This window comes from Rhodoferax sp. (assembly GCF_018063565.1).
Taxonomy (GTDB): domain Bacteria; phylum Pseudomonadota; class Gammaproteobacteria; order Burkholderiales; family Burkholderiaceae_C; genus Rhodoferax.
The window spans coordinates 1-4,443 of sequence record NZ_JAGPBB010000157.1; the positions used below are offsets into that span (position 1 = coordinate 1).

General features: G+C 58.0%; 4 protein-coding genes. All 4 read right to left on the reverse strand.

Annotated features, from left to right (window positions below; all coding sequences use genetic code 11):
- A partial coding sequence (locus KBF66_RS18885) for a response regulator (RefSeq protein ID WP_296661208.1) occupies positions 1 to 255 on the reverse strand: 255 nt, incomplete at its 3' end.
- Entirely contained in the window at positions 245 to 844 is a 600-nt protein-coding gene (locus KBF66_RS18890; protein ID WP_296661209.1) for a chemotaxis protein CheB, read from the reverse strand. The genes KBF66_RS18890 and KBF66_RS18885, both read right to left, overlap by 11 nt.
- Positions 841 to 1,680: a protein-glutamate O-methyltransferase CheR gene (locus tag KBF66_RS18895; protein WP_296661211.1), complete on the reverse strand. Its 840-nt coding sequence runs from the start codon at positions 1,678 to 1,680 to the stop codon at positions 841 to 843. The genes KBF66_RS18890 and KBF66_RS18895 overlap by 4 nt, the downstream gene beginning before the upstream one ends.
- Positions 1,661 to 4,443 (reverse strand): response regulator (locus KBF66_RS18900; protein ID WP_296661213.1); only part of this gene is annotated, 2,783 nt, incomplete at its 5' end. The genes KBF66_RS18895 and KBF66_RS18900, both read right to left, overlap by 20 nt.

A 4,443-nucleotide genomic window follows, 5' to 3' on the forward strand; every position in this document is an offset into this window, starting at 1 on the left:
ATGGCGTGTCCTGGGCTCGCCGCGTATCAGTGTGGCCAGCTCGTAGCCGTCCATGCCGGGCATCTGCACGTCCAGGATCGCCAAGGCAAAGTCATGGTGCAGTGTCGCTGCAAGTGCCTGGTTTCCATTTTCGGCACTGACACAGGTCACCGACAAATCAGACAGCACATTGCGCAGTGCGGTCAGGTTTTCAGGTTTGTCGTCGACGATCAGTATTTTTTGTATGGGGGTCAATGTCCCGCCATCAGCATTCATCTTGTGCTCCTTGTTGCGGCACCTGAGTCTTGCAGAGTGACATCAGACGCGCCGCCATACGGTTTGAGGGCAAAACCTCGTCCACTGCGCCGGCATCGATGGCGGCGCGTGGCATGGTTGGGCTGCTGGCATCCTGAGGGTCTTGCGCCAGCGTGTGTCCACCGGCTGACTTGATGGCCAAGAGCCCCGCCGCTCCATCCGAGTTTGCACCGGACAGCAGGATACCGACAACCGCAGCCCCCCATGCATGGGCGGCACTTTCAAACAGCACGTCGATGGACGGACGCGACCAGTTGATCCGCTCATCGACCGAGAGGCTGATGCGGTCGTCGCGCTCCACCAGCATGTGGTAGTTGGCAGGTGCCGTGTAAACGTGCCCGGGTTGAATCCGAGCCTTGTCGCAGGGTTCGACCACCTTCAGGCTGGTCAGCCTGGAAAGATGATTTGAGAAATCACCTCCGTCACTCGGGTGCAGATGCTCAACGATCAGGATCGGCGCAGCAAAATTGGCTGGCAAGCCCTGCAGCAAAGGGATCAGGGCGTCCAGTCCCCCGGCTGATGCACCAATCACAACATACCGGTAACTCATAAAGTCACCCGTTTTCGGTAGATCTGTGCCTTGCGGTCAACCACTTCGTATCGCTCAAACACATCACCGGAAAACTGCAGATCTTCTTTGGTTCCCAGACACAGGCAACCCCCATTGACCAGGCTTTCAGTCAACAGCCGAAGCACCCGGTTTTGCAGTTCACGGTTGAAATAGATCAGCACATTGCGGCACAGCACCAGGTGCATGTCGCCAAAAAGACCATCAGATATCAGGTTGTGATTGGAAAAAACGATGCGCTCCCGCAGACTGGCATCCATCGCCACAGCGTTGTAGGCAGCATGGTAATACTCGGAAAACGCGCGGGTTCCCCCTGCTTGCTGGTAGTTGCGGGTAGCTTCCTGGATTTTGTCAATGTCAAAAATACCGGAACGGGCACGATCCAGCGCCTCATCGTTAAAGTCGGTGGCATACAGTGTGGCGCGCTCGTACAGGCCGGCCTCCTTGAGCACAATGGCCATGGAGTAAGCTTCTTCGCCACTGGCGCAGCCGGCATGCCAGATCTTGATATGTGGCCAGGTACCCAGCAGTGGCAACACCTTTTCACGCAGCACCCGATATACCAAGGGGTCACGAAACAGCTCGGTCACGGGAATCGAGAAGTAGCGCGCCAATTGTGAGAAAAACTCGGTGTCGTGGAGTACCTTCGGGATCAGCTCGCTGATGGTTTCAACACCGCTGCGCGACACAAACTGGCGCAGACGGCGCTCAATGGTGGCGCGCGCATAGGCACGAAAGTCGTAGCCATAACGCCGCCAGATGGCCTCCAGCAGCAATTCGACTTCGATCGTTTCAAGCTCAATGGGTTTCTTTTCCATGGCTGGTTCCATAGGCGCCGTGCAGCCACACGCGCATCATTGAGAACAGGCGGTCCGGGTCAATGGGTTTGGGCAGGTAATCGCTGGCACCGGCCGTAATGCACTTTTGCCGATCTTCGGGCATGGCCTTGGCAGTCAGAGCAATGATGGGCAATTTGCGATAACGCTCAATCTGGCGGATGCGCTGCATGGCTTCGTAACCATCCATGACGGGCATCATCACGTCCATCAACACCAGATCAATCACGGGTTCTTCCTGCAGCAGTTGCAAGGCCCGGTCCCCGTTTTCGGCCTTCAGGGCAACCATGCCGTGCTCGGTGAGCAGACGCGACACGGCGAACATGGTGCGCATGTCGTCGTCGACGATCAGTACTTTTTTGTCGCGCAGGGCGGCGTCGGCACCATGCAGGTCGGCGATGATGCGACGTTTTTTTTCTGGCATTCGACTGACCACACGGTGCAGAAAAAGGGTCACTTCGTCGAGCAAACGCTCGGGTGAGCGTGCGCCTTTGACGATGATGGACTCGGCATGCTCGCGTAGGCCAATCTCTTCCCGGGCGCTAAGGTCGCGCGCGGTGTGGACCACCACCGGCGGCAGCTCGATGCCATCGCGCTCAAGCTGTTCAAGCATGCTTTGGCCATCCATGTCAGGGAGCTTGAGATCCAGCACGACACAGTCGTAATGTTCTGCGCGCAGCAGCCGGATGGCCTCGGCGCCACTGGCCGCCTCGTCCACCGTCAAGTCGTCATCGGACAAAAGCTCCAGCGTTTTCTGCCGCGCCACTGGGTCGTCTTCAACGACCAAAAGTCGCCTTGGTTTGAGTGCAAGCACGTCCTCCAGCCGGTGGAAGACATCTTCCAGGCGTTCCTGGTCCAGCGGTTTAACCGCGTGACCCACTGCGCCAAGACGCATGGATTCGCCAATTGAGTCGTCGACCGACACCATGTGGACTGGAATGTGCCGGGTGCGGATATCTTCCTTGAGAGCACTCAAGATCATCATGCCGTCCATGCCTGGCAGGTGGATGTCAAGAATGACCGCCGCCGGCAGGTGCTTGTCGATCAGCGCCAGACCACTTTCGCCGTCAGCCGCCGCCAGGCATTTGAAGCCCTTCTCATGGCATTTGCCAAGCAGGATGGTGGCAAACTTTGGGTCGTCCTCGATGACGACGATCAGCTTGTCGGTATCGGCAATGTTGCCGACGTCGTCTGCGATGTAGCTTTGGCGCAGTGGTGGCGCGCCACCTGGTGCTGGTGTCGGCGACTTGGCGGCGGAGCGACGCACATGGGCCAGCGCCGTCTTTGAATCTGGGGTGCGCTGTGCGGGATTTTGCAGCGCGGCAGCCGGCAAGAAGAGGGTGAAGGTCGAACCTACACCGGGCTCGCTGGCCAGCCGGATTTCGCCCCCAAGCAGTGCCGCGAGTTCCCGCGAGATGGTCAGCCCCAGGCCTGTGCCGCCAAATCGGCGGGAGGTGCTGCCATCGGCTTGTTGAAACGCCTCAAAAATCAGTTTGTGTTTTTCAGCCGGGATTCCGATGCCCGTGTCTTTGACCGAAATGCTAAGACCATCTTCAAAGCCGGCCTTGTCGGCTCGCCCAAAACTGGCGATCACACTGCCGGTTTCGGTGAACTTGATGGCGTTGGACAGGAGGTTGCGGATGATCTGCTCCACCCGTTTGTGGTCGGTTGCAAGCTCTTGAGGCGCATCTGGATTGATGGCGACCTCCAGGCTTAACCCTTTGGCCTGGGCCACGTGGGCAAACGATGAGCGCACAGCATCGGCTATATCAGCCACTGCCACCTTGCTGATCTGCAATTCCATTCGGCCCGCCTCGATCTTGGAGAGATCCAGAATTTCATTGATCAGGTTCAGCAGGTCGTTGCCGCCACTGTAGATGATGCGTGCCGACTCCACCTGATCATCGGTCAGGTTGCCGCTCTTGTTTTGGGCCAGGCTTTGAGCCAGCAGCAGCAGGCTGTTGAGCGGCGTGCGCAACTCGTGCGACATATTGGCCAAGAACTCTGATTTGTATTTGCTGGCCAGTGCCAGTTCATCGGCTTTCAGGGTGACCACCTGGCGGGCTTGCTCGACCTCGACCTTTTGGCGCTGCAACATTTCGTTTTTCTGCTCCAGCTCGTTGTTGGTCACTTCGAGTTCCTCTTGTTGAACGCGCAGGCGTTCTTCCGACTCCGTGAGCCGACGCGACTGTTGCTCGAGCTCCTCGTTGTTGGTGCGCAGCTCTTCCTGTTGTGTTTGCAGCTCTTCGGTAAGCCGACGTGCTTCCTCAAGCAGTTGCGCCTGAACGTCACGCGCTTGGGCGCTCTCGATGGTGATGGCCAGCAATGGCATGGCCTGTGTCATGTACTCCATCTGCACGGGACTAAATTCGCCCAGCATGCCAATCTCGAGCACCCCTTTGAGCCGGTTTTCGTAGACGATCGGCGTGACACAGATGAATCTTGGCAGGCTTTCACCGAGACCAGAGGTCACGCGCACATAGTCTTCGGGCACGTTGCGTATCAGGATCTGCTGGCGCTCGAGCGCTGCCTGACCCACCAGTCCCTCGCCCAGTGCAAATTCGTTGGAAAGGTTCTTGCGCTTGCTGTAGGCGTAGCTGCCCAGCAACACGAGTTTTGGCTTTTCGGCTTCCTTTGCCAGATACAGTGCACCTACCTGAGCGTCAAGAGTCGACGCGATCTGGGAAACGGCCCTGGTCGCCAGCGTTTCCAGCGTTGGGTCGCCACTGATCGCATCGCTTAACC

Coding starts and splice junctions, on each gene's coding strand:
- KBF66_RS18890 (WP_296661209.1), bottom strand. CDS start 844: ATGAGTTACCGGTATGTTGTGATTGGTGCATCAGCCGGGGGACTGGAC.
- KBF66_RS18895 (WP_296661211.1), bottom strand. CDS start 1,680: ATGGAAAAGAAACCCATTGAGCTTGAAACGATCGAAGTCGAATTGCTG.